The sequence below is a fragment of the Achromobacter sp. UMC71 genome (genome assembly GCF_014170305.1).
Taxonomy (GTDB): domain Bacteria; phylum Pseudomonadota; class Gammaproteobacteria; order Burkholderiales; family Burkholderiaceae_B; genus Achromobacter.
The window spans coordinates 293045-314703 of record NZ_LZZT01000015.1; the positions used below are offsets into that span (position 1 = coordinate 293045).

The 21659-nt window shown below is 66.4% G+C and carries 22 protein-coding genes and 1 tRNA gene; 15 read left to right on the forward strand and 8 right to left on the reverse strand.

Features of this window, described 5'->3' with window-relative positions:
- Positions 1-68: 68 nt before the first annotated feature.
- The 8 genes from A9974_RS07640 (at position 69) to A9974_RS07675 (ending at position 7453) form a co-directional block, all read left to right on the forward strand.
- Entirely contained in the window at positions 69-956 is an 888-nt protein-coding gene (locus tag A9974_RS07640) for an alpha/beta hydrolase (RefSeq protein ID WP_183003495.1), read from the forward strand.
- 218 nt (positions 957-1174) lie between these two features.
- Positions 1175-2086, forward strand: a complete 912-nt coding sequence (locus tag A9974_RS07645) for a dihydrodipicolinate synthase family protein (RefSeq protein ID WP_183003496.1) — start codon at positions 1175-1177, stop codon at positions 2084-2086.
- Positions 2087-2171: 85 nt separating this feature from the next.
- A complete protein-coding gene (locus tag A9974_RS07650) occupies positions 2172-2927 on the forward strand; it encodes an ABC transporter ATP-binding protein (RefSeq protein ID WP_183003497.1) in 756 nt (251 codons plus the stop codon).
- Positions 2920-3654: an ABC transporter ATP-binding protein gene (locus A9974_RS07655; protein ID WP_255468069.1), complete on the forward strand. Its 735-nt coding sequence runs from the start codon at positions 2920-2922 to the stop codon at positions 3652-3654. The genes A9974_RS07650 and A9974_RS07655 overlap by 8 nt, the downstream gene beginning before the upstream one ends.
- A gap of 64 nt (positions 3655-3718) precedes the next feature.
- Entirely contained in the window at positions 3719-4924 is a 1206-nt protein-coding gene (locus tag A9974_RS07660) for an ABC transporter substrate-binding protein (RefSeq protein ID WP_183003498.1), read from the forward strand.
- Between the two features lie 10 nt (positions 4925-4934).
- Positions 4935-5837 (forward strand): branched-chain amino acid ABC transporter permease, encoded by a 903-nt coding sequence (locus tag A9974_RS07665; RefSeq protein ID WP_183003499.1) that lies wholly within the window; start codon positions 4935-4937, stop codon positions 5835-5837.
- Positions 5838-6803: a branched-chain amino acid ABC transporter permease gene (locus tag A9974_RS07670; RefSeq protein ID WP_183003500.1), complete on the forward strand. Its 966-nt coding sequence runs from the start codon at positions 5838-5840 to the stop codon at positions 6801-6803. It begins immediately after the preceding gene.
- Positions 6803-7453 carry a GntR family transcriptional regulator gene (locus tag A9974_RS07675; protein WP_183003501.1) on the forward strand — a complete coding sequence of 217 codons (651 nt, stop codon included), beginning with the start codon at positions 6803-6805 and terminating at the stop codon, positions 7451-7453. The genes A9974_RS07670 and A9974_RS07675 overlap by 1 nt, the downstream gene beginning before the upstream one ends.
- Here the strand turns inward: A9974_RS07675 and A9974_RS07680 are convergent.
- Complete coding sequence (locus A9974_RS07680) at positions 7440-7925, reverse strand: multidrug/biocide efflux PACE transporter (protein ID WP_183003502.1); 486 nt, start codon at positions 7923-7925, stop codon at positions 7440-7442. The genes A9974_RS07675 and A9974_RS07680 overlap by 14 nt on opposite strands.
- 109 nt (positions 7926-8034) lie before the next feature.
- Here A9974_RS07680 and A9974_RS07685 point away from each other — a divergent pair, with 109 nt between their 5' ends.
- Positions 8035-8898, forward strand: a complete 864-nt coding sequence (locus A9974_RS07685) for a LysR family transcriptional regulator (RefSeq protein WP_183003503.1) — start codon at positions 8035-8037, stop codon at positions 8896-8898.
- A 9-nt stretch (positions 8899-8907) separates the two neighbouring features.
- Here the strand turns inward: A9974_RS07685 and A9974_RS07690 are convergent, their stop codons facing one another.
- A complete protein-coding gene (locus A9974_RS07690; RefSeq protein ID WP_183003504.1) occupies positions 8908-9774 on the reverse strand; it encodes a ChbG/HpnK family deacetylase in 867 nt (288 codons plus the stop codon).
- Between the two features lie 36 nt (positions 9775-9810).
- On the opposite strand from A9974_RS07690, the gene A9974_RS07695 reads away from it, so the two are divergent.
- Positions 9811-10206, forward strand: a complete 396-nt coding sequence (locus A9974_RS07695) for a GtrA family protein (protein ID WP_183003505.1) — start codon at positions 9811-9813, stop codon at positions 10204-10206.
- Here A9974_RS07695 and A9974_RS07700 read toward each other — a convergent pair.
- Together A9974_RS07700 and A9974_RS07705 are read right to left on the reverse strand one after the other, a co-directional pair.
- On the reverse strand, positions 10163-11752 hold the full coding sequence (locus A9974_RS07700; protein ID WP_183003506.1) for a glycosyltransferase family 39 protein: 1590 nt from the start codon (positions 11750-11752) through the stop codon (positions 10163-10165). The genes A9974_RS07695 and A9974_RS07700 overlap by 44 nt on opposite strands.
- Positions 11752-12804: a glycosyltransferase family 2 protein gene (locus A9974_RS07705; protein WP_183003507.1), complete on the reverse strand. Its 1053-nt coding sequence runs from the start codon at positions 12802-12804 to the stop codon at positions 11752-11754. Before A9974_RS07705 ends, A9974_RS07700 begins: the two co-directional genes overlap by 1 nt.
- Before the next feature lie 269 nt (positions 12805-13073).
- Between A9974_RS07705 and A9974_RS07710 the strand changes: the two genes are divergently transcribed.
- Genes A9974_RS07710 through A9974_RS07730 form a run of 5 tightly spaced genes read left to right on the forward strand, consistent with a single transcriptional unit; the run spans position 13074 to position 17092 of the window.
- Positions 13074-13577 carry a GNAT family N-acetyltransferase gene (locus A9974_RS07710; RefSeq protein ID WP_183003508.1) on the forward strand — a complete coding sequence of 168 codons (504 nt, stop codon included), beginning with the start codon at positions 13074-13076 and terminating at the stop codon, positions 13575-13577.
- 34 nt (positions 13578-13611) lie between these two features.
- Positions 13612-14820: a sodium/glutamate symporter gene (gene gltS / locus A9974_RS07715; RefSeq protein WP_183003509.1), complete on the forward strand. Its 1209-nt coding sequence runs from the start codon at positions 13612-13614 to the stop codon at positions 14818-14820.
- On the forward strand, positions 14817-16319 hold the full coding sequence (locus A9974_RS07720; protein WP_183003510.1) for a TAXI family TRAP transporter solute-binding subunit: 1503 nt from the start codon (positions 14817-14819) through the stop codon (positions 16317-16319). The genes gltS and A9974_RS07720 overlap by 4 nt, the downstream gene beginning before the upstream one ends.
- 42 nt (positions 16320-16361) lie before the next feature.
- Positions 16362-16625 carry a hypothetical protein gene (locus A9974_RS07725; protein WP_183003511.1) on the forward strand — a complete coding sequence of 88 codons (264 nt, stop codon included), beginning with the start codon at positions 16362-16364 and terminating at the stop codon, positions 16623-16625.
- The gene (locus A9974_RS07730; RefSeq protein WP_183003512.1) at positions 16625-17092 is read left to right on the forward strand and encodes a YaiI/YqxD family protein; all 468 of its coding nucleotides are present in this window, start codon (positions 16625-16627) and stop codon (positions 17090-17092) included. Before A9974_RS07725 ends, A9974_RS07730 begins: the two co-directional genes overlap by 1 nt.
- Positions 17093-17123: 31 nt before the next feature.
- Here A9974_RS07730 and A9974_RS07735 read toward each other — a convergent pair whose 3' ends face one another.
- The 4 genes from A9974_RS07735 to A9974_RS07750 all read right to left on the reverse strand — a co-directional run bounded on the left by A9974_RS07735 (position 17124) and on the right by A9974_RS07750 (position 21657).
- Entirely contained in the window at positions 17124-17291 is a 168-nt protein-coding gene (locus A9974_RS07735; protein WP_183003513.1) for a hypothetical protein, read from the reverse strand.
- A 381-nt stretch (positions 17292-17672) separates the two neighbouring features.
- Positions 17673-17747, reverse strand: a tRNA-Val gene (locus tag A9974_RS07740).
- A gap of 60 nt (positions 17748-17807) precedes the next feature.
- Positions 17808-18530, reverse strand: coding sequence for a DNA polymerase III subunit epsilon (gene dnaQ / locus A9974_RS07745; protein WP_183003514.1), 723 nt, complete (start codon positions 18528-18530; stop codon positions 17808-17810).
- Positions 18531-18534: 4 nt separating this feature from the next.
- Positions 18535-21657, reverse strand: coding sequence for an efflux RND transporter permease subunit (locus A9974_RS07750; protein WP_183003515.1), 3123 nt, complete (start codon positions 21655-21657; stop codon positions 18535-18537).
- Between the last annotated feature and the right edge of the window lie 2 nt (positions 21658-21659).

Here is a 21659-nt window from a genome sequence, read left to right on the forward strand (position 1 = left end):
GATCGGCCGCCGGACCGCGTTGTATGCTGCCCGCGGAACCACGCCCGTCCGCCTGAGTCATATTTGTCATGCCCGCCCTGCCCCGATTCACTTTCCGCCGTCTGTTCGGCGCCGCCCTCCTGACCGCCGCCGGCGTGGTCGGCTGCTCGCAACTGGATTCCTGGCAACGGCAGACCATTTTCTCGCCCCAATCCGAACCGCAGACATGGTGGCGCGAGCCCGCCGCGGGCACGCAGGTCTACGACCTGGCGCTGGCCAATGGCGACAAAGTGCGCGCCTGGTACTGGGAAAGCCCCAAGGCCGGCGCGCCCACCGTGCTGTACCTGCACGGCGCCCGCTGGAACCTGAACGGCAGCGCCTTCCGCATCGACGGCTGGACCCGTATGGGCTACTCGGTGCTGGCGATCGACTACCGCGGCTTTGGCGCGTCGACCCCGCGCCTGCCCTCCGAAGCCAGCGCGCTGGAAGACGCCATGGCCGGGCTGAAGGAACTGGCGCGGCTGCAGCCCGATGCGTCGCGCCGCTTTGTTTACGGGCACAGCCTGGGCGGCGCCATCGCCATCGATCTGGCGGCGCGGCCGGAACAGCCGGACTTCGCCGGCCTGATCGTCGAGTCCAGCTTCACCAGCATCGGCGCCATGCTGGCGACCATGAAATGGGGCCGTGTACCGGGCGCCGGCCTTCTGGTCACGCAGCCGTTCGACTCGGTCGACAAGCTGGCCGGCATGCATACGCCCATGCTGTTCATGCACGGCACCGCCGACCGCGTGGTGCCGCACACGATGAGCGACGAGCTCTACGCCGCCGCCCGCAATGTGTCGCCGGACCTCAAGCGCCTGGTCAAGATCGAAGGCGCCACCCACTCCGGCGCCTTCCGCAGCGGCGCGCAATACGACGCCGCCGTGAAGACCTTCATGCAGGACGCCAGCCGCGCCTATAAACGCAAGGCGGGCTGACCCCGCCTGCAAGCCGGCCGGCGCGCGCCGGCTGTCCCGCTTGCCGCCTCGGCCTGGCCGTTGGCCCACTGCCCCCTCGCGCCACGCACCGTCCCGGGAAAACCCGCTCTGGGGAAACTCCCATATCAAAATATCTTCTAAATATATTTAATGAATATTAGACTTTCTCCTGCCCGCCGCTCCCCCATCGCGGCGCCGGCCTTCCGAGGAGAACCAAGTTGAGTAACGTGCGTTGGCAGGGCGTCTTTCCTGCCGTAACCAGTAAGTTCCATGCCGACGAAACCCTCGACTTCGAAGCGATGCGCAAGCATTTCGGCTTCCTGATCGACAACGGCGTGCATGGCCTTGTCACCTGCGGATCGCTGGGCGAAGCCAGCACGCTGACGCTGGAGGAAAAGCTGGCCGTGACGCGCTGCGCCGTGGAAGTCAGCGCCGGCCGCATCCCCGTGCTGGCCAACGTGTCCGAGACCAGCACCCGCGAGGCCCTGCGCTTCATCAAGGAAGCGGTGGCGCTGGGCGTGGACGGCTTCATGCTGATGCCGTCGCTGATCTACGTGGCCGATTCGCGCGAAGCGATGCAAAGCATCCGCACGATGGCCGAAGCCGCCGCCAAGCCCTGCATGATCTACAACAACCCGGTGGCCTACCGGGTGGACCTGAAGCCCGAGCACATGGCCGAGCTGGCCGACTGCAAGTGGCTGGTGGCCATTAAGGAAAGCAGCGACGACATCCGTCGCGTGACCGACCTGCGCAACGCGCTGGGCGACCGCTACCAGTTGTTCATCGGCGTGGACGACCTGTCGTTCGAAGCCCTGGCGCTGGGCGCCGATGGCCTGCTGGCGGGCCTGGTGACGGCGTTCCCGCGGGAAACCGTGGCGCTGTACGACCTGATGAAGGCGGGCAAGTGGCAGGAAGCGCTGGCGCTGTACCAGTGGTTCACGCCGCTGCTGCACCTGGACGTGTCGACCAAGCTGGTGCAGAACATCAAGCTGGCCGAAACGCTGGCCGGGGTGGGCAACGAACACGTACGCCGCCCGCGCCTGCCGCTGGTGGGCGCCGAACGCGAACGTTGCGCCGCCATCATCGAGGCGCAACTGGCCAAGCGGCCGCGCCAATACCAGTCGAAGTAAGCGACCCAGCCCCGCAAAGCAGGACCGGCGCGATGCGCGCGGCGCAGGCCGCGCCGCGCCGCCTTGCCGCAGCCACTTGGACACCATGCAAAGCGACATCATCCTTCAGACCCGGGGCCTTACCAAGGAATTCCGCGGCTTCGTGGCGGTCAACGACGTCAACCTAAGCGTCAGGCGCGGGGCGATCCATGCGCTGATCGGGCCCAACGGCGCGGGCAAGACCACGGTCTTCAACCTGCTCACCAAGTTCCATATTCCGACCCGCGGCCAGATCGTCTATGACGGCGTGGACATCACCGCCGAGCGCCCCGCGCAGACCGCGCGCCGCGGCATTGTGCGCTCGTTCCAGATCTCCGCGGTGTTCCCGCAGCTGTCGGTACGCGAGAACGTGCGCGTGGCGCTGCAGCGCAAGCTGGGCGTGGACTACTGCTTCTGGCGCTCGGAAAGCACGCTGGAGCGCCTGCATCAGCGCGTGGAGGAACTGCTGGACCAGGTCGGCCTGCGCGCGCAGCTGGACGTGGCCGCGGGCGACCTGCCCTATGGCCGCAAGCGCACGCTGGAGATCGCCACCACGCTGGCGCTGGAACCCGAGCTGCTGTTGCTGGACGAGCCCACGCAAGGCATGGGCCACGAGGACGTGGACCGCGTCAAGCACCTGATCAAGCAGGTCTCGGCCGGGCGCAGCATCCTGATGGTGGAACACAACATGAAAGTGGTGGCCGATATCTGCGACGCCATCACGGTACTGCAACGCGGCGAGATCCTGGCCGAAGGGCCGTATGCCGAGGTATCGGCCAATCCGGCGGTGCGCGAGGCGTACATGGGAGCGGAAGATGAATGAGACCCGTGCGAACGGCGCTGGCGCGCCCCAGGCCATGCTGGAGATCCGCGACCTGCATGCATGGTATGGCGAATCGCACATCCTGCACGGCATCGACCTGGACGTGCAGGCCGGCGAATGCGTCACGCTGCTGGGTCGCAACGGCGCCGGTCGCAGTTCGACCCTGAAATCGGTGCTGGGACTGGTGGGCCGCCGCAGCGGCTCCATCAAGGTCATGGGACAGGAAACCATCGCCCTGCCGCCGCACAAGATCGCGCGCAAGGGCATCGGTTATTGCCCCGAAGAGCGCGGCATCTATGCCTCGCTGAGCGCCGAGGAAAACCTGATGCTGCTGCCCTCGGTGGGGCCCGGCGGCATGTCGTTGGACGAGATCTACGCGATGTTCCCCAACCTGAAGGAACGCGCCCACAGCCCCGGCACGCGGCTGTCGGGCGGCGAGCAGCAGATGCTGGCGATGGCGCGCATCTTGCGCACCGGCGCCCGCTTGCTGCTGCTCGATGAAATCACCGAAGGCCTGGCCCCTGTGATCGTGCAGGCGCTGGGCCGGGTGATCCGACAATTGAAAGAACGTGGCTACACCACCGTGCTGGTCGAGCAGAACTTCCGCTTCGCCCAGCACCTGGCCGACCGCCACTACGTCATCGAGCATGGCCAGGTGGCCGCCGTGATCGACCGGGCCGAAGTCCAGCACTCGCAAGACCGGCTGAACGCCCTGCTCGGCATCTGAAGGCCCACGCAGTTTTCCATCGTTGTTCCGACCGCAGTCCCATTCCTATCCGGAGCGTAGTCAGATGAAATTGAATCGAATCGCAGCAGCGCTGTGCACCCTTGGCCTGGCGGGCGCCGCCCACGCGCAGGCCGGCATCAGCGACGGCATCGTCAAGATCGGCGTGCTGACCGACCTGTCGGGCGTCTATTCCGACCTGGCCGGCAACGGCTCCGTGATTGCGGCCCGCATGGCGGCCGAGGAAATGGGCAACCAGGTGCTGGGCAAGCCAGTGGAAGTGGTGGCGGCGGACCACCAGAACAAGCCCGACGTCGCCGCCAACCTGGCGCGCGAATGGTTCGACCAGGGCAAGGTCGACATGATCACCGACTTCCCCACCGCTTCGACCGCGCTGGCCGTGATGGAGATCGCCAAGCAGAAGAACCGCGTCACGATGCCGTCGGCCGGCCTGTCCACCGCGATCCTGGGCGAGAAATGCTCGCCGCTGAACGCGCAATGGACCACCAACACCTACGCGCTGGCGGCCGGCACGGCACGCGCGCTGGTCAAGGAAGGCAAGAAGACCTGGTACTTCATCACCGCCGACTACACCTTCGGCCACTCGCTGGAAAAGGACGCCACCGAGGTAATCCAGGAAAACGGCGGCGCCGTGGTGGGCGTGTCGCGCCATCCCTTCCCCGGCAACGACTTCTCGTCGTTCCTGCTGAAGGCGCAGGCGTCCAAGGCCGACGTGATCGCGTTGGCCAACGCCGGCAACGACACCGTCAACGCGGTCAAGCAGGCCAACGAATTCGGCATCACCAAGAAGCAGATCGTGGCGCCGCTGCTGACCTATATCTCGGACGTGCACAGCATGGGCCTGCCCAAGGCTCAGGGCATGTACCTGACCGAAGCGTTCTACTGGGACTTCGATGACGCCTCGCGCGCCTGGGCCCGCAAGTTCTTCGACAAGGCCAAGAAGATGCCGACCGCGTCGCAGGCCGGCGTGTATTCGGCCACGCTGTCGTACCTGAAGGCGATCGAGGCGGCCGGCACCGACGATGCACCGGCCGTCATGGCCAAGCTGCGCGAGATGACCATCAACGACGCCGTGATCCGCAACGGCAAGCTGCGTGCGGACGGCGCGCTGGTGCATGACATGCTGCTGTTGCAGGTCAAGGCGCCCGCCGAGTCCAAGGCGCCGTGGGACTACTACCACGTGAAGTCGGTCCTGAAGGGCGACGAAGTGTTTCCCAAGCCGCAGGCCGCCTGCCCGTTGAACAAGTCCTAAGCCGGCCGCCATGTTCGACATCTCGCTACCCGCCCTGCTGGCCCAATTGCTGGTGGGGCTGATCAACGGCTGCTTCTACGCCATTCTCAGCATGGGGCTGGCCATCATTTTCGGCCTGCTCAACATCGTCAACTTCACGCATGGCGCCCAGTTCATGATGGCGGCGTTCCTGGCGTGGATCGGCTTCACCCAGCTGCCGCAGTTGCTGGGCCCGGGCGTCCAGATCAATTTCTGGGCCGCCCTGGTGCTGGCGCCGCTGGTCGTGGGCGCCGTTGGCGTGGTGATCGAGAAGACGCTGCTCAAGCGGCTCTACCACCTGGACCATTTGTATGGCCTGCTGCTGACCTTCGGCATCGCGCTGATGATGGAAGGCGGCTTCCGCTATTTCTACGGCATCTCGGGGGTGGGCTATGAACCGCCCGAGATCCTGCAGGGCGGCTTCGACCTGGGCTTCATGTTCCTGCCGGCGTATCGGGCATTCGTGGTGGTGGCCTCGCTGACGCTGTGCATCGCGACCTGGTACCTGTTCGAGCGCACCCGCCTGGGCGCCATGCTGCGGGCCGGCACCGAAAACGCCAAGTTGCTGCAGGCGTTTGGCGTGAACGTGCCGGTGATGATCACCCTGACCTACGGCTTCGGCGTAGCGTTGGCGGGGGTGGCGGGCGTGCTGGCGGCGCCGGTAATGCAGATCAATCCGCTGATGGGCTCGAACCTGCTCAACATCGTGTTCGCGGTGGTGGTGATCGGTGGCCTGGGATCGATCATGGGCGCCATCGTCACCGGGCTGGCGCTGGGCCTGCTGGAAGGCCTGGCCAAAGTGTTCTACCCGGAAGCCTCCACCGTGGTCGTGTTCATCGTGATGGCGGTGGTGCTGCTGATGCGCCCCGCGGGCCTGTTCGGCAAGGAGAAATAAGTGTCGCGCCTCCCCCTTTCGATCCGCATCCTGGCGTTGCTGCTGGTGCCGGCCCTGCTGGTGCCGTTCTTTCCGCAGATTGTCTATCCGGTGTTCGTCATGAAGGTGCTGTGCTTTGCGCTGTTCGCGCTGGCCTTCAACCTGCTGACCGGCTTCACCGGCCTGGTGTCGTTCGGCCACGCCGCGTTCTTTGGCTGGGCGGGGTATGCCGCCGGCGAAATGATGATCCTGTACGGCGCGGCCGGCTTGCCGCCTGAAATCGCGATGCTGTGCGGCGTGGCCATGGCCGCCGCCATCGGCTATGCGATCGGCTGGCTGGCCATCCGCCGCACCGGCATCTATTTCGCGATGATCACGCTGGCGCTGTCGCAGGTGGCGTACTTCATGGCGGTGCAGGTCCGCTGGACGCGCGGCGAAGACGGCATGCAGGGCATCCCCCGAGGCAAGTTCCTGGGCCTGGTCGACCTGAGCTCGGACACCCATATGTATTACTTCACGCTGGGGGTCTTCGTGCTGGGATTCCTGTTCGTGTACCGGGTGATCCACTCTCCCTTCGGACAGGTGCTCAAGACCCTGCGCGACAACGCGCCGCGTGCGATTTCGCTAGGGTACGATACGGATCGGTGCAAGCTGCTGGCATTCGTGCTGTCCGCCTCGGTCGCCGGTCTGGCCGGTTCGCTCAAGGCGCTGGTGCTGCAACTGGTGGCCCTGAACGATGTGTCGCTGGCCACGTCCACCGAGGTGCTGCTGATGACGCTGCTGGGCGGCATCGGCACCGTGTGGGGCCCCGTCGTGGGCGCCACCCTGGTGGTCAGCCTGCAGAACTACCTTGCCACCCTGGGCGATGTCGTCACCATCGTCATCGGGTTGATTTTCGTGTTGTGCGTGTCGTTCTTCCGGCGCGGGTTCGTCGGCGAATGGCTGGCCTACACGCAGTGGCGCAGAACGAAGGAAAACAATAATTGATGGCCGGAGCAGAACCCAAACGGCGCGCCGCCGACGTCGCCTACGACCAGATCGAAAGCATGATCGCCACGCTGCAATTGCAGCCCGGCAGCGCGGTCGTGGAAGCGGATCTGGTGGAGAAAACCGGCTTGGGCCGCACCCCGCTGCGCGAAGCGCTGCTGCGCATGGTGGCGGCCGGGCTGATCCGCCAGGAGCCGCGCCGCGGCCTGCGGGTATCGATGATCCAGCTGGCCGACCACATGGACCTGATCCAGACCCGACGGGCGCTGGAACAGCTGATCGCTGCCAGTGCCGCGCGCCGCGCCACGCCGGCGCAGCGCAGCCAGATCGTGGAATGCGCGGCCCAGATGATCCGCGCCGCCGACGGCGGCAACCTGGACGACTACATGCAGGCCGACCAGTCCCTGGACCACGTCTGCCATAACGCCTGCCGCAACGCATCGGCGGTGAATGCCGTGGAACCCCTGATCATCCAGTGCCGGCGCTTCTGGTACGCCTACCAGCACGAAGGCGATATCACCGAGGGCGCCCGGCGCCACATGGCCATGGCCGAGGGCATCGCCACCGGTGACGAAGCCGCGGCCATCAAGGGCGCGGATTCGCTGATGGACTACCTGGAGATGTTCACGCGCAAGGTCATTGACGCGTAGCGGCGGCGGCCGCGGCCGGCTCGGCCGCGTCCTTGGCGCCGCGCGCCAGCCAGGCCATGACGCGCGGACGCGCCCGGTCGTAGCCCAGGTTGTAGAAGAACGCGTAGGGCAGATAGAACAGCACCAGCGCGATGTCCAGCACGAACGCCTGCCACAGGCTGATGCTCAGCCACCAGGCCGCCAGCGGAATCACGATCAGGATCAGCCCCAGCTCGAAGCCGAACGCGTGCAGGATGCGCACCCGCAGGTTGCGGGTGAAGCCCAGGCGGTTTTCCAGGCGGTCGAAGCCGGCGTTGTAGATCATGTTCCAGAGCAGCGCGATCCAGGCGATCACGGCCGTCAGCACGCCCATTTCAAACAGCGATTTGCCCATGGCCCAGGCCGCGACCGGCGCGCACAGGCCGATGGCGAGGATTTCGAACAGGAACGCGTGGAAGAAGCGTTCTTTGAGGGTTTTCTTGGCTTGCGTCATGACCCACCTGAGGTCGGTTGCTTGAGTAACGGCGCGATTTTCGACGATATTTCCGGTACGATAAAGATAATATCCATCGGAAAATCCGATATAAAAATCCCACCCTCCCATGCGCCATTCCCTGGAATCCCTGGCCACCTTCGCCCAGGTTGCCGCCGAAGGCACCTTTTCCGCCGCAGCCCGCAAGCTGGGCAAGAGCCAATCCACCGTCAGCGAAACCATCGCCAACCTCGAGGTTGACCTGAACGTGGCGCTGTTCGACCGCAGCCAGCGCCAGCCGGCGCTGACCGAGGCCGGCCAGGTGCTGCTGGGCCAGGCCTTGCAGGTGCTGGCGGCCAACGACCGCCTGAACCGCAGCGCCAGCCAGTTATCGGCCGGACTGGAACCGCGCCTGACCGTGGTGCTGTCGGACACGTTTCAGTCCGAAACCTTTGAAAACATGCTCAGCCAGATCGACCGGCGCTATCCGGCGCTGCGCTTTGAATGCCTGATCGCGGAATACGAAGATGTGGTGGCGCTGGTGCAGCAGGGCCGTGCCCACCTCGGCCTGATGGCGGCGCAGGACAGTTACCCGCCCGACGTGGCGCACGCCACGCTGCGCGAAGCCTCGGAGATCGTGCTGTGCGTGGGCCGCGGCCATCCGCTGGCGGCCCTGTCCGGCATCACGGCGGACCACCTGAAGACCGAACGCGAGTTGCGCCTGAGCACCTACGAACTGGACGACAAGGCGCCCGCCCCCTCGCATTCGACGTGGTCGGCGCCGGGCTATCTGATGCTGCTGGAAATGGCCAACCTGGGATTCGGCTGGGCCGAGCTGCCGCGCTGGATGCTGCAACGTTTCGGGCGGGGGCAATTGGTGGAGCTGGCGGTACCGGGCTGGCCCCGGCAGATCCGGGTGGATGCGGTCTGGTCGACGCGCCGCCCGCTGGGCCCGGCGGGCGCCTGGCTGCTGCAGAACCTGACGCAGGCCTAGCGCTACCGCCTAGCTGGCTGCCGCCTGGCGCCGCGGGGTCACGCCCGGGCGCGCCTCGGCGCCGGCGGGCACGGCCGACAGACGTGCGATGCGCATGCCGTTGGCGGCAAGCCAGTCACCCAGTTTGGGGCTGGCCAGCACGTCGTATTCGGCCTGGCGCTGGCGCGCCATGGCGCTGCCGTCCTGGCAGTCCTTGGCGGGATGGCACATCAGCAGGTCCCCGTCGCGGGCATTGAACAGCCAGTTCTGCAGCAGGTCGGCATAGCGCCGCTTGCCGCCTTCGAAACCGTAGACGCCCAACAGGCGGCGGTTGCTGCGCAACCCGGCCTGGCGGGCCTGGCGGCCAAACTCGCCCGCACCCAGCGCGCCGATGATGCGCGCCTTGATCGATTCTTTCAGCGGAATGCCGCAAAGCATGCCCGGCGCGGTCTGGCGCACCCACGGCATGCTGGCGCCGTAGCGTTGCTTGAGCAGCAGCAACAGGCGTTCGCGGATGATGGGCAGCTGGTGCACGTGCTGGTGCCCATCCACGTAGTCGGGCGCGCGGCCGAACGCGGCTTCGAAGGCGTCGAACTGGCGTGCCAGGCGCTGGTCGACCCAGGCGAGCTCCAGTCGGCGGGCGTAGGCGCGCAGGATCAGCCCGGACAAAGACGGCAGGCCGGCGTCGCTGGCATCCATCGCCTCGGTGAAGTTGATATGCAGACCGATATCGGCGTCCAGGACGGCCAGGCGCGGCGCATTGGCGGCCAGGGTCGGGCCTTGGGCCAGGCAACTGACGGCGCTCAGCCGGCCCATGGCGACCAGCGCAATCATGCCTTCATCGATGTCGGCATTCATGCCAAAATCATCACCGCAGACCACTATCCGTTTGGTCATGTCCTCACCCCGCAATTTTTCCTCGACACGCCCCACATGCGCGCCCTGCTTCAACAAGTCAGCCTGTTCATCGCCGTCGGATGCGCAGCGGCCGCCACGCATTGGGGAGTCGCCGTCACCTGCGTGGAAGCCCTGGGCGCCGCGCCGCTCCTGGCCAACCTGATCGGCTGGCTGGTGGCGTTCGTGGTTTCCTTCAGCGGGCACTACCGGCTTACGTTCAGACATTCCCACACACCCTGGACCATAGCAGTCCGCCGTTTCTTCTTCATTTCAGCCGTTGGCTTCGTGATCAATGAATCCGCTTACGCATGGTTGCTGCGGGTAACGGCCGTACGCTACGACATCCTGTTGGCACTGATCCTGATTGCGCTGGCGGTCGCCACCTTCATCACGAGCCGGCTTTGGGCGTTCCGCCACAAACCCGCTGCTTGAAAGCGGCGTCCGACACCACTTGCCAGATCACGTATTTCACGCTGGTCGCCACCGGCTGCGAACCTTGCAGCGCGCGGTAGTTGCTCCCATCTGAATTGGTACCCCAGACCCAGTAGCGGGACCCGTCGGGCGCCGCGCACAGCCGTGCATCGAATTCCTGCGCACTGATCAACACCTGTTTGCCGATCTCGGGTTCGAACTTCGCGGCGTCGTAAAGCTCCTTGCGCCAGTTGTCGCGCACCGGCACGTCCGGATTGAGCCAGTCATCCACCACCCACGACGGCTTGGGCGCCTGCGCATACAACGCCAGGTCGAACGGATAAGTGTGCAGCGACACATAGGTATCGCCAGGCTGCGCCAACGGCCGGATCACGGCCGCCAACGGCCCCGCGCTGCCGCGGGCGCTGTGGGCGGCGATACCGATGGCCACCACGCAGATACCGGCGCCCACGCCAGCGCAGATGCGCACCAGGCGCGGCGCCAGCGACTCGTTCTTCTGGCGCAACGCGGCAATGATGACCTCGGCCAGCAGGAAGGCCAGCGGCGGCAGCGCCGGCAACACATAGCCGACCAGCTTGGAATTGGGTAGCGAGAAAAAGCCCACCACCACCACGAACCAGACCAGCGCCAGGCGGCGCAGGTCGCGCTGCGGGCTTTCCGCCCAGAAGGCCTTGCGCAGGATGCCGCCGCCCCACAACGACCAGGGCAGGGACAGGCCCACTACCACCGGCAGGTAGAACCAGAACGGCTGGGCGTTGTTGAAGCCGCCCTCGGCGAAGCGCTGGAAGTGCTGATAGACGAAGAAATAGTCGTAAAAGCCCGGGTAGCGGATCTGCATCAGGGCAAACCACGGCACCGCGACAATGGCGAACACCAACAGTGCGGGCGGCCACACCAGGGCGGCCAGGCCACGCCAGCGGCGGCTCCAGACCAGCCAGATGAACAGGATGGCGCCCGGCAGCACCAGGCCGATCAGGCCCTTGGCCAGCACCGCCAGGCCCGCCAGCGCGGCGGCGGCCAGCGACATCCAGCGATAGGCCTGGCCGCGCTCGACGCGCAGCACCGTATCGGCCGCGGCCAGCACGCACAGCGTAATCATGCCGGCAACCAGCATGTCCAGGTTGGCGAACTGCGAACCGCCGTAGAAGAAGGGCACGGTCGCCAGGACCAGCGCGGTCATGGTGGCGCTGGCGGCGTCGCGATAGCGCCGCACGAAGCCATAGAGCGCGGCGATCGCGGCCCAGGACGCCAGCAGCGACGGCAGGCGCGCGGCCCACGGGTGCACGCCGAACACCGTGAACGACAGTTCGGTCATCCAGTAGTAGAGCGGCGGCTTGTGGAAATACGGCATGCCGTCCAGCAGCGGCACGGCATGCGAGCCGCTGCGCAGCATGTCCCAGGCGACGCCGGCGTAGCGGCCCTCATCGGGCAGCGTCAGCGGCCGCACCCAAGCCAGGAAGATCAACCAAAAGCCGATCGCGAGCAGGAACCACCCTGCCGGCGGGATCCATTCGGAGCGCGCCGGGCGTTGCGTCGCGGTGGTCATCAGTGTGCTGCCTTGTCGATACGGGAGGCTTGTCCTTGGCGGCGACGCACCACGAACAGCGGGCGTCCCTTGACCTCGTCAAAGATGCGGGCGACGTATTCGCCGACCACGCCCAGGGAAATCAGGTTGACGCCGGCAAAGAACAGCACCGCCGTCACGATCGTGGTCCAGCCCGACACTTCGTTGCCGGACACCAGGTATTCAATCACCAGGTACGTCGCGTAGGCCATGGCCAGCACGGCGAACAGCACGCCGACCAGGCTGACCAGGCGCAGCGGCCAAGTGGTGAAGGCGGTAAGCCCGTCCAGCGCCAGCCGCGCCAGGCGCATGCTGCCAAAACGGCTGTCGCCATGCATGCGCTCGTCCGGCGTGTAGGGCAACGCTTCGCCCTTGAAACCGACCCAGGCGTACAGGCCCTTCATGAAGCGGGTGCGTTCGGGCAGCGCGTTCAGCGCGTCCACCACGCCGCGGTCCATCAGGCGGAAGTCACCGGCATGGGCCGGCACGTCCACGCCGCGCGCGCCGCTAAGCAGTTTGTAGAACCAGCGCGCGCCCGTGCGCTTGATCCAGGATTCGTCGTTGCGGGTTTCGCGCACGGCGTAGACCATCTCGGCGCCGGCGGCCCAGCGGGCCAGCATCTGTTCGATCAGCGCGGGCGGATGCTGCATGTCGGCATCCAGGCAGATGACCACGTCGCCGGTGGCGCTTTCCAGGCCGGCGCTGAGCGCGGCTTCCTTGCCGAAGTTGCGCGACAGCTGCACGTAGCGAAAGCCGTCGTACTGGGTCCATTCGGCCATCAGCGCTTCGGTGCCATCGGTGCTGCCGTCGTCGGCCACGATGATTTCCCAGCCCGAGCACAGCGCCGCCAGGCGGCTGCGCAGCAAGGGCAGCAGCACGCGCAGGTTCTCGCATTCATTCAGGCATGGAATGACGCAAGTGACGCAGGTGTCGTAGGGCACGTTGGCGGCGGCAGTCGGCCAAACCGTTTCCGAGGGAAGCGGTTTGGTCAGGACTTGCTGCCCCATGGGCTCGGACCGGAATTGGATGTGCATAAGGCTCTGGAACTGGAGTACGGGACGCTATGGGACGGAGTATGCGCAGGCCCTCGTCGAATTTTCATGAAATGACACAGCTGCCGAACCGGCATGAATTCATGCTGATTCTAGGAAGCGGGAGCGGTAAATGTATGAAGTCCGGTGAATCTCTGTCCCCGATATGTGAAATGCCGTAAAGCAGCGCCGGCCGCCCCACCCGACCGACATCGGTAAAATGCGCGAAGTTCTTGTTTTACAAGGTGGTTATGCAATACCGAGTCCGCTCCATGCTGACCGGCGACGTGGACCGCATCCTGCAGGTGCAGGCCCAGGCCTACCCCGGTTTTCTGCTGGAAAGCGCTGAATTCTTCCTGAACCGGCTGGCGCTGGCGCCGGCCCATTGCTGGGTGGCGCAAGCCGCCGGGCCGCGCGATGCGGACCCGTTGCTGGGTTATCTGGTGTCGTATCCCTGGGACGCGGGCCTGCCGCCGGCGCTGGATGCGCCGCTGACCGCCCTGCCCCCGGCCGCGGACCACTGGTTCCTGCACGATTGCGCCGTGGCGCCGACGGCCCAAGGACTGGGCGTGGGCCAGGCGCTGCTGCGCGCGGCGGCCCAGGGCGCCATGCAGTCGGGTTTACGGCGCGCCAGCCTGGTATCGCTGGGTTCCGCGGTGGGGTATTGGCTGCGCCACGGCTACGCGCCGGTCGCGGCCGGCGGCCAGGCCCTGGCCGACAAGCTCGAAGGCTACGGCCAGGACGCCAGTTACATGGCGCGCGCGTTTCCGCTCTGAATTTTGCCGCGCCCCACGGGGCACAAAGGTTTCCATGATTTCGCTTTCCCCTGTCCAATCCCTGCTGGCCTGCTGCCTGGTGCTCGCCGTCGGCCGCTTGCTGACCACCCGGATCGGCGTGCTTGCCCGCTACAGCATCCCGGACCCCATCGTGGGCGGCCTGCTGTTTGCCATCGGCGCCTATCTGCTGTCGACCTGGGGCGGCGTTTCCGTGGCGCTGGAAACCAGCATCAAGCCGACGCTGCTGCTGCTGTTCTTCGGCTGCATCGGCCTGACGGCCAACCTGAAGCTGCTGGCCAAGGGCGGCCCGCGGCTGATCGCGTTCCTGCTGGCGCTGATTCCCTTTCTGGTGCTGCAGAACGCGGTGGGGCTGGGCATGGCCTGGCTGCTGGACATGCATCCGCTGATGGGCCTGCTCGGCGGCACCATCACGCTGGTCGGCGGCCATGGCACGGGCGCGGCCTACGCCACCCGCTTTGCCGACGTCAACAATATCCAGGACGTGATGGCGCTGGCCATGACCGCCGCGACGATCGGCCTGGTGCTGGGCGGCGTGGTGGGCGGCCCGGTGGCTGAATGGATCATGCGGCGCCACAAGCTGCGCGGCAGCCTGGATCCGCAGGCCGAAGGCGGCCACGACGCGCCCGACCTGACCGAAGCGCAGGCGCCGTCGACGCCGGCGTCGTTCATCACGTCCATGACCGCGGCCTTCGTCTGCCTGGTGGTGGGCGGCTTCCTGGCGACGCTGGTGGAAGGCGCGCCCGTCAGCCTGCCCAACTTCCTGTGGTGCCTGGCGACCGGCGTGCTGATCCGCAACGGCGGCGAACGCCTGGGCCTGAAATTGGACGACCGCGCCACCGAAATCATCGGCACCATCACGCTGTCGCTGTTCCTGGCCATGACGATGATGACGCTGGACCTGTCCAGCGTGGCACGCTTGGCCGGCCCGCTAGCGCTGATCCTCGCAGTGCAGACGCTGTTCTGCGCACTGTACGCGAGCGTGGTGGTGTTCCGCCTGCTCAAGCGCGACTACGAGGCCGCCATCATGTCGGCGGCGTTCTGCGGCTTCTCGCTGGGCGCCACCGCCACCGCCATCGCCAACATGCAGGCGCTGACCCGCCGCCATGGCCCCGCGCCCCAGGCCTTCATCGTGGTGCCCGTGACCGGCGCCTTCCTGGTGGACATCCTGAACGTGATCGTGCTGACCTCGCTGATCTCCTTGCCGTTCGTGGGGGGGATGTGAGCATGCTGAAACGCTTCCTGCTGATGGCCCTGTGCCTGGTGTTGGCCGCCTGCGGCCGGGCGCCCGAGACGGATGCGCTGCGCGCGGACGTCGAACGCAGCCTGACCGCCACCTATGGCGCGGACCTGTTCCGCATCAATGAAATCAAACGCATGGGCTCGGCTGCCGACAACAGCGCGCCGGCCGGTGAAACCCGCCGCGTGGTCTATTACGACCTGCGGCTGGAAGTGACCCGCGACATCTCGCTGGGTGCGTGGGACCAGCCGGGCGCGGCCGCGCTGGTGACCTTGCTGGGCGCCGGTCCGCGCAGCATCAGCGGCGTGAAGTCCAGCGGCAACCAGGCCGGCGACCGCATCGTGGCCCACGCCAGCGCCATCTACCGCAAGGACGGCGACACCTGGTCGCTGGTAACCCCGGCCGGCTTCAAGGCCGCCGAGGCCCCGTCGCTGGACACCGGCGCGCCGCCGCCCGTGACGCAGCGCCTGCTGGAAACGCTGGACCAGATCACGCATTCCGTGGCCTACAGCGCGTCCAGCACCGCGCAGCACGTCGTGCAGCAAGAGCTGGAACGCTCGGTCGCCCGCATCAACGGCCGCCTGGCACGCATGCAGCAGGGCTACCCGCTGGCGGGCGGCCCGGACCGGGGCGAATACGTCAACTTCGCGCGGGCGCTGGGCGCGGTGGGCCAGGCTCGCCAGATCCGGGTCACGCCGCTGATCACCGGCGGCGGGGCCGAGAACATCGCCCTGCTGCGCAGCGGCGACGCCGTGGTCGGATTGGCCCAGGCCGACACGGCCAAGCTGGCCTACGAGGGCCGCGGCCCGTTCGCGGCGCAAGGCCCGTTCACGGGGCTGCGCGCGCTGGGCAGCCTGTATCCGGAACTGGTGCACATCGTCGTGCGCGACGACGCCAAGCTGCGCAGCGTGCGCGACCTGAAGGGCAAGAAGATCGCGCTGGGCGCCGAGGGCTCGGCGGTGCGCGCCACGCTGGAAACGGTGCTGGCAGCCCATGGCCTGCAGGCCGGACGCGACTACGAGGCCGTGCCCGCGCCGTTTGCCGGCTCGCTGCCCGCGCTGAACTCGGGCGCGATCGACGCGGCCGCGCAGGTGATCGGCGTGCCCGCCGCGCCGCTACGCGACGCGCTGACCCAGGCGCACCTCAAGCTGCTGCCGCTGGACCCCGCCGCGATCAAGGCCCTGGCCACGCAGGACAGCGCCCTGATGCCCATGGATATCGTGGGCGGCACCTACCCGAATCAGGCCGAGCCGGTCGCCACCGTCGGCATGGCGGCGTTGCTGCTGACCACCTCGGACCTGACCCGCGACGAGGCCCTGCAGGTCGTGCGCGCGGTCTACCAGACGGGACAGGATCTCCTGGCCGCCGGGTCGGCCCAGGGCGCCCAGGTCAGCGTGGCCACCGCCCGGCGCGGCCTGACCGTGCCGCTGCACGACGGCGCGGAAGAAGGTCTGGCCGCGCTGGAGCACCCCAAACCCCGCTAACGGCGCTTGCGCTTATGATGGCGCTCCCAATCAGGAATCTTCATGAATAAATTCGATCTGCAAAAGAACCAGGCGCTGAAACTGGCCGGCCAACTCAAACAATCCGCCACGCCCGACCGCTTCGGCGCGGCCTCGCAGGCACCCGACCGCCGCGAGCAGCGCAAACTGGATCAGGCCGCCGGCCTGGTGCCGTTTCCCCTGAAGCTGTCGCAGGCCCAGGCGGACCAGCTGCGCGCGGCGGCCGCCGAACGCGGCGTCACCACCAACGACCTCGTGGCCGAAGCCCTGCAAAAGGCTCTGGGCTGATGCATATCTGGGTCGACGCCGACGCCTGCCCCGGGGTCATCAAAGACATCCTGTTCCGCGCCGCGCAGCGCTGGCAGGTGCCCCTGACCCTGGTGGCCAACCAGCCGCTGCATACGCCGCCGTCGCCGCTGATCCGCGCGGTGCAGGTGCCGCGCGGCTTTGACGTGGCCGACGATCACATCGTCGAACGGGCCGTCGCGGGCGACCTGGTGATCACCGGCGACATCCCGCTGGCCGCGCAGGTGCTGGAAAAGGGCGCGATGGCGCTGAATCCGCGCGGCGAGCGCTATTCGCCGGAAACCATCCGGGAACGGCTGGCAGTACGGGACATGATGGAAGAATTGCGCGCCAGCGGCGTGGACACGGGCGGGCCGCCCTCGTTCAGTCAGGCGGACCGCAAGGCCTTCGCCAACCAGCTCGATACCCTGTTGGCGCGCGTGGCGCGCCAAACCGCGCCCAAGGGCTGAGCGGACAACCGGGCTGCGCTGCCGGCCCGCATCAATAGAACGTGATGTACGCCTTGTAGATGATGGTGCCGATGGCCGTGATGAGGCCCACGCCCATCAGGCCCATGCCGATATTGCGGTCACGCAGTCCAAACCCGACCAGCATGAGCGCCACGCCGGTGACGATGATGATCAACATGGTGTTGGTGCTGGGATGCATGACGGTCTCCGAAAGGCTGGGCTTTCCGCCAGGGCTGTTGCCCTGGCCTGCCTGCCAAGGCTGCTGCCTTGGCCCACCTTCATCATAGGCAAAACCCGGCGCGACGACGCGCAATCGGGGCCGCACCGCTTGCGCGAGATCAATGAGTTGGGCTTTGTTGTCGCTTCGGGCCCTAGCTCCATAGCCCTCCGTGGCCTTCAGCAGCTGCTTTGCTCTATCCCTGCCGGAAAACAAAAAAGCCAACCGCTAGGGTTGGCTTCATTGCTGTAGGCGGCCTTTGGCTACCTGTCTCGAATCGCAATCGCGCGCCTGTTGGCCTAATCGGCCGGGGCTTGGGTCTGGACCTGGGCCTAGGCCTGCGCCATGCTCTTCGAGGGTCTTTGGTGGGTGGTACAAGTTTCGAACTTGTGACCCCTGCCGTGTGAAGGCAGTGCTCTACCACTGAGCTAACCACCCCGAAAGAGGCGAAATATTAGCACGCTTTTTTGGATGTGTGCAAGCCGCCTCGGAAAATCTTCAGTTGGCCGCTGCCGGCGCGTCCATTTTGCGCCAGACGCATTCGCCGCCGACCGACTTGTCCAGCGCGGCCAGGTAGGTTTCGTGCTCGGCCAATTCGGCATCGTTGGCCTTGAGCACCGGCAGACCCGAGGCATCGAACTTGGCCAGCACCACGCCGCCATTGGCGCCCTGGTTGTTGTCGTCGACATCGATCAGCAGCGCGTCCTGGCCGCGGGTCATGGCCAGCCAGACCTCGGCCAGCAGCTGCGAGTCGAGCAATGCGCCGTGCAGCGTACGGTGGGCGTTGGAAATGCCGAAGCGGTCGCACAGCGCGTCCAGCGAGTTGCGCTTGCCTGGGAATAGCGAGCGCGCGTGCAACAGCGAGTCGGTAATGGTGTCGCAGTATTCGGTGATGGCGCCGCGGCCGGTCTTGGCCAATTCCGCGTTGAAGAACTTCACGTCGAACGCGGCGTTGTGCGCAATCAGTTCGGCGCCCTGGATGAACTTGACGAATTCGTCGGCCACGTCGGCAAAGCGCGGCTTGTCGGACAGGAACTCGGTGGTCAAGCCGTGCACCGCCAATGCCTCGGGGTCGCTGTCGCGGTCCGGGTTCAGGTAGATGTGCAGGTTGTTGCCCGTGGACATCCGGTTGACCAGTTCGACGCAGCCGATTTCGACGATGCGGTGTCCCTGGGCCGGGTCCAGTCCGGTGGTTTCAGTGTCAAAGATGATCTGGCGCATAAAGCTATTCCGACGCATGGGCCGCAGGCGCCGGCGGCGTATGGGCATCCGGGCCATCCGGCTGGGCCGGGGGATGCGCTGCGCTGCCGGCGGGGCCGGGTTTCTGGCGTGCGGTGGCGATCAGGGTGTAGGCCACCGGCACGACGAACAAGGTCAGTAGTGTACCCAGCATCAGTCCGCCCACCAGGACCCAGCCGATCTGCTGGCGCGATTCGGCGCCGGCGCCCGACGACAGCGCCAGCGGCACGGTGCCCAGCACCATGGCCCCGGTGGTCATCAGGATCGGCCGCAGGCGTAGCACGCTGGCCTCGGTGACGGCCTCGAACAGTTCCCTGCCCTCGTCGCGCAACTGGTTGGTGAATTCCACGATCAGGATGCCGTGCTTGGTGATCAGCCCCACCAGGGTGATCAGGCCGATCTGGCTGTAGATCGACAGCGTGCCGCCCGTCAGATACAGGGCCAGTAGCGCGCCAGTCATGGACAGCGGCACCGACAGCATGATGATGAAGGGGTTGCGCCAGCTTTCGAACTGCGCGGCCAGCACCAGGTAGATGAAAGCCAGCGCCATGGCGAACACCAGGTAGATGCTGCCGGACGAATCGCGGAATTCGCGCGACTGGCCGTCCAGGTCCGTCACCACCGTGTTGGGCAGGACATCGCGGGCCACCTGGTGCATGTGGGTCAGCACCTCGCCCAGCGCATAGCCCGGCGCCACCGCGGCGTCGATCTTGACCGCGCGCAGGCGGTTGAAGTGGTTCAGCGACTGCGGCGACACGCCTTCGTGCACGCCCAGCAGGTTGTCCAGCTGCACCATGCTGCCATCGCGCGCCCGGATGTGGATGCCGGAAATGTCGGTGGGGTTGGCGCGGTCGCGCGGCGTCACCTGCACGATCACGTCGTACTGCTCGCCCTGGTCCTTGTAGCGCGTAACCTGGCGGCCGCCCAGCATCGATTCGAGCGTGCGGCCCACGGTATCCACGTTGGCGCCCACGTCCGCCATCTTGTCGCGGTCCACCCGCACCCGCAGTTCAGGCGTGTTCAGGCGCAGGTCGGTGTCCAGGTTCATCAGGCCGGGATACTTGCGCAGCTCGGTCAGGAATACCTCGGTCAGGCGGGCCAGCTCCGGGTAGGAAGCCTGGCTCATGATGATGAACTCCACCGGCTTGGAGCGCGCCGATTGCCCCAGCGACGGCGGATTGGTGGGGAACGCGCGCACGCCGGGCAGCGACGAGAACAGCGGCTGCAGTTCCTGCGTGATGGCCTGCTGCTTGCGGCTGCGCTCTTCCCAGGGCTTCAGGCGCAGGATGGCGGTGCCGTCCGTCACGGTGGGAAAGCCCACGGTCACCTGGCTGCCGCTGGCCTCGGGAATGCCAGCGTAGAACCCTTCGATGCCCTGCATGCTGTCCAGCGTGTAGTTCAGCGTGGCGCCTTCGGGCGCGCTGACAATGCCGAACACCACGCCGCGATCCTCGATGGGCGCCAGCTCGCTCTTGACTACCTTGAACAGCACCCCGCTGCCGGCCGCGACGGCCACGCCGATGGCCACCACGAGCCAGCGGTGCCGCAGCGATGCGCCCAGCAGGCGGCGGTAGCCGCTGCTCATGGCATTGAGCCAGCCTTCGATCAGGTTGTACCAGCGGCTATGGCTGCTCTGGTGGCGCAGCAGCACCGAGCACATCATCGGCGTCAGCGTCAGGGCCACGAAGCCGGACACCAGCACCGCGCCGGCCAGCGCCAACGCGAACTCGATGAACAGCCGCCCCGTGCGGCCGGTGGCAAACGCCAGCGGCGCGTACACGGTCACCAAGGTCATGGTCATCGCCACCACCGCGAAGCCGATCTCGCGCGATCCGCGCAGCGCGGCTTCCTTGCGCGGCATGCCGTCTTCGATATGGCGGAAGATGTTCTCCAGCACCACGATGGCGTCGTCCACCACCAGGCCGATGGCCAGCACCATGGCCAGCAGCGTCAACGTGTTGATGGAAAAGCCGAACAGGTACATCAATGCGCAGGCGCCCACCAGCGACACCGGGATGGTGACGATGGGGATGATGCTGGCCCGCAGGTTGCGCAGGAAGAAGAAGATCACCAGCACCACCAGGATGATGGCTTCGCCGATGGTGTGGAACACCGAATCGATCGACCTCTCGATGAAGACCGACGAGTCGTAGGCGATGGTCAGCTTCATGCCCGCCGGCAGGTTTTCGTTCAGGCGCACGATCTCTTCGCGCGCCGCCTTGGACAATTCCAGCGGGTTGGCGGTGGATTGGCGGGTAATGCCGATATTGATGGCGGGCTTGCCATTGAAGCGCGACAGCACCCGGTCGTTGGCAGCGCCGATCTCGACCTTGGAAACGTCGCGCAGCCGCACCGGATAGCCCTTCACATTGGCGACAATGACGTTCTCGAATTGCGCCGGGGTCTGCAGGTCGGTGGACGAGACCACCGAGAATTCGCGGGCCCGCGATTCGATGCGGCCGGCGGGAATTTCCACGTTCTGGCTGCGCAGCGCGGTTTCGACGTCCTGCACGGTCAGGCCGTAGGCGGCGAGCTTGTCGCGGTCCACGTAGATGCGCATCGACGGCAGCCGTTCGCCGAAGACGCGCACTTCGGCCGCCCCCGGCAGCACCGACAGGCGCGTCTTGATGTAGCGGTTGATGTAGTCGGAGGTCTGAATGGCCGAGTACGAGCCGGACTCCACCGCGATGTAGATGATGGGCTGGGAGTCGGCCTCGACCTTGCCGATGATGGGTTCGTCGATTTCGTCGGGCAAAAAGCGCCGGGCGCGCGAGACCTTGTCGCGGACTTCGGCCGCCGCCGCGTCCGGGTTGCGCGACAGGTTGAACTTGATGTTGATCAGGCTGCGCTCGGAGCGGCTGCGCGACGTCATCACGTCCACGCCTTCGATACCGGCCAACTGGTCTTCCAGCGGCTTGGTGACCTGCGATTCGATCACCTCGGGAGAGGCGCCCTTGTAGGTGGTGTCTACCGACACGATGGGTTCATCGATCTTGGGATATTCGCGCACCGACAGGCGGGAATACGAGATCAGGCCGATCAGGACGATGATCAGCGACAGCACCGACGCGAACACCGGCCGTTTGATACAGGTTTCGGAAATACGCATGG

Coding starts and splice junctions, on each gene's coding strand:
- A9974_RS07640 (WP_183003495.1), top strand. CDS start 69: ATGCCCGCCCTGCCCCGATTCACTTTCCGCCGTCTGTTCGGCGCCGCC.
- A9974_RS07650 (WP_183003497.1), top strand. CDS start 2,172: ATGCAAAGCGACATCATCCTTCAGACCCGGGGCCTTACCAAGGAATTC.
- A9974_RS07655 (WP_255468069.1), top strand. CDS start 2,920: ATGAATGAGACCCGTGCGAACGGCGCTGGCGCGCCCCAGGCCATGCTG.
- A9974_RS07660 (WP_183003498.1), top strand. CDS start 3,719: ATGAAATTGAATCGAATCGCAGCAGCGCTGTGCACCCTTGGCCTGGCG.
- A9974_RS07665 (WP_183003499.1), top strand. CDS start 4,935: ATGTTCGACATCTCGCTACCCGCCCTGCTGGCCCAATTGCTGGTGGGG.
- A9974_RS07675 (WP_183003501.1), top strand. CDS start 6,803: ATGGCCGGAGCAGAACCCAAACGGCGCGCCGCCGACGTCGCCTACGAC.
- A9974_RS07680 (WP_183003502.1), bottom strand. CDS start 7,925: ATGACGCAAGCCAAGAAAACCCTCAAAGAACGCTTCTTCCACGCGTTC.
- A9974_RS07685 (WP_183003503.1), top strand. CDS start 8,035: ATGCGCCATTCCCTGGAATCCCTGGCCACCTTCGCCCAGGTTGCCGCC.
- A9974_RS07690 (WP_183003504.1), bottom strand. CDS start 9,774: ATGACCAAACGGATAGTGGTCTGCGGTGATGATTTTGGCATGAATGCC.
- A9974_RS07695 (WP_183003505.1), top strand. CDS start 9,811: ATGCGCGCCCTGCTTCAACAAGTCAGCCTGTTCATCGCCGTCGGATGC.
- A9974_RS07700 (WP_183003506.1), bottom strand. CDS start 11,752: ATGACCACCGCGACGCAACGCCCGGCGCGCTCCGAATGGATCCCGCCG.
- A9974_RS07705 (WP_183003507.1), bottom strand. CDS start 12,804: ATGCACATCCAATTCCGGTCCGAGCCCATGGGGCAGCAAGTCCTGACC.
- A9974_RS07710 (WP_183003508.1), top strand. CDS start 13,074: ATGCTGACCGGCGACGTGGACCGCATCCTGCAGGTGCAGGCCCAGGCC.
- gltS (WP_183003509.1), top strand. CDS start 13,612: ATGATTTCGCTTTCCCCTGTCCAATCCCTGCTGGCCTGCTGCCTGGTG.
- A9974_RS07725 (WP_183003511.1), top strand. CDS start 16,362: ATGAATAAATTCGATCTGCAAAAGAACCAGGCGCTGAAACTGGCCGGC.
- A9974_RS07730 (WP_183003512.1), top strand. CDS start 16,625: ATGCATATCTGGGTCGACGCCGACGCCTGCCCCGGGGTCATCAAAGAC.
- A9974_RS07735 (WP_183003513.1), bottom strand. CDS start 17,291: ATGCATCCCAGCACCAACACCATGTTGATCATCATCGTCACCGGCGTG.
- dnaQ (WP_183003514.1), bottom strand. CDS start 18,530: ATGCGCCAGATCATCTTTGACACTGAAACCACCGGACTGGACCCGGCC.
- A9974_RS07750 (WP_183003515.1), bottom strand. CDS start 21,657: ATGCGTATTTCCGAAACCTGTATCAAACGGCCGGTGTTCGCGTCGGTG.